We start from the raw sequence: 1629 nt of genomic DNA, 5'->3' as shown, positions 1-1629 counted from the left end.
CTGGGCCGCAAACGCAGCCGGAAAGGTCCAGTTCTGGCTAGCCGTCCGGTAGAGCTCGTCAGGATCGGTGTCGGGGTCGCCATTGGCGAGGATCGAACCCAGATCGAGCGCGTGCGTGCATACCTGCCAGCCGTTGGCCTGCCGCGCCCAGCGGCCATTTGCGCCGCTGCCGTAGGGCATCAGGCCGCCGGTCGGCCGGCCGCTGGAAAGCGCGCCGATGGCGTCGAAGATGTTGCCGCTGTGGAACATGTAGAGCCAGGGCCCGAACGCGCCGCCCTGATAGCTCCGCTTCCAGATCCCGCCATTGGCGTTCTGCGTGTTGTTCGACCAGTATTCCACGAAGGCGGTCGCGCTGAGGCGGTGGACGAAGAGTTCGCCGATGCTGGAGGCAAAGCCGGAATGCGGATTGGCGGTGGCCGCCGTGGTCGAATAGAAGCCGGTCTGCAGCGTGGTGTCGTCGAAGCTGGCGATCTCGTTGGCGGCCAGCACCGCCCCGATGCCGAAGGACCCGACCTCCAGCAGCTTGCCGGCCGTGGAGTCGCGCGGCCCGGACTGCCGGTCGGTGGTCTTGAGCGTCGAGTTGGCCAGCGCGGTGTAGTCGGCTTCCGACAGGATCACCGACGGGCCGGTCAGCGGGATCACGGTCGAGACGTAGCAGGCGTCGAAGGTGGTGGACGCACCGACCGGCACGACGATGTTGCCGACGAACTGCCATTCCTCCTGCGTGCCCAGCAGGTACTTGCGGCTGACCTTGTAATAGGTCGAGTTCAGGCCGTCCTCGTTGGCCCAAAGCTGGATGGTCCATGCGCCGCCCGCCGCGGCGGTCGCCGTCACCGGCAGCGGCGCCGACACGATCTGGCCGCCTGAGGCGATGCCGACGCCCATCAGCTCGAATTTCAGGACGCCGGTGGCGATCTGCGTCACGCTATCGCCCAGCGACCCGGTCACGGTCGTGAGATTGAAGGCCATCGGCCCCTCCTATGCTTTCAGAAAAATGGCTGGATCCGCACCAGGCCATCGGCGCCGTAGCCGCCGCGCCAGTTGGTATCGACCGAGTTGGCGACGGCCCCGGCACCGCCCGCGCCCGGGCTGGTGGCGTCCCACCCGTCCTGGTTCATGAAGCGCAGCATGGTGCCCGGGAAGAGCGCCCCAGGGGCGCCGCCATGCGCGCCGAGAACAGGGTTGCCCGCGTTGACCTTGCCCATGCCGCCGGACTGGCCGCGCACGTTGAGGCTGCCGCCGCTGGCCGTACCTCCGCTGCCGCCGTTCCATTGCCCCGTGGTGGTGCCGGTCGCGCCCGCGCCGCCCGATCCGCCGTTGGCCAGCATGGAAAGCGCGCCGGAACTCGCGAAGGTGCTGGCTCCGCCGTCGGTGCCGTTGACCGCGCCCGCCGTGCTGGTGCCGCCTGCGCCGACCGAATAGGTATAGGTTTGCCCGGCAACGTGGATGTGAAAGGCCCGGCTGTAGCCGCCGCCGCCGCCGCCGCCCGAGGCCGCGTCATCTATCCCGCTGCCGTTGTTGCCGTCAACGCCGCCAGCGCCGCCGCCCGCGCCCCAGATCTCGATCAGCAGCGCGCGCAGTCCGGCCGGGGCCGTGTAGGCGGTCGCCGCTACTGCGCTGGAGAACTCG

Annotated in this window: 1 protein-coding gene and 1 pseudogene; both read right to left on the bottom strand. The window is 69.3% G+C overall.

Translation table 11 applies throughout. The annotated features are described in order from the left end of the window. A pseudogene (locus tag HCC78_RS32450) lies at positions 1-969 on the bottom strand (hypothetical protein); the annotation flags it as partial. Positions 970-986: 17 nt separating this feature from the next. Continuing rightward, positions 987-1629 (bottom strand): glycine-rich domain-containing protein (locus HCC78_RS32445; protein WP_172332805.1); only part of this gene is annotated, 643 nt, incomplete at its 5' end.

Source organism: Mangrovicoccus sp. HB161399 (assembly GCF_013184745.1).
Taxonomy (GTDB): Bacteria; Pseudomonadota; Alphaproteobacteria; order Rhodobacterales; family Rhodobacteraceae; genus Mangrovicoccus.
This window is presented reverse-complemented; position numbering and strand designations above follow the sequence as displayed.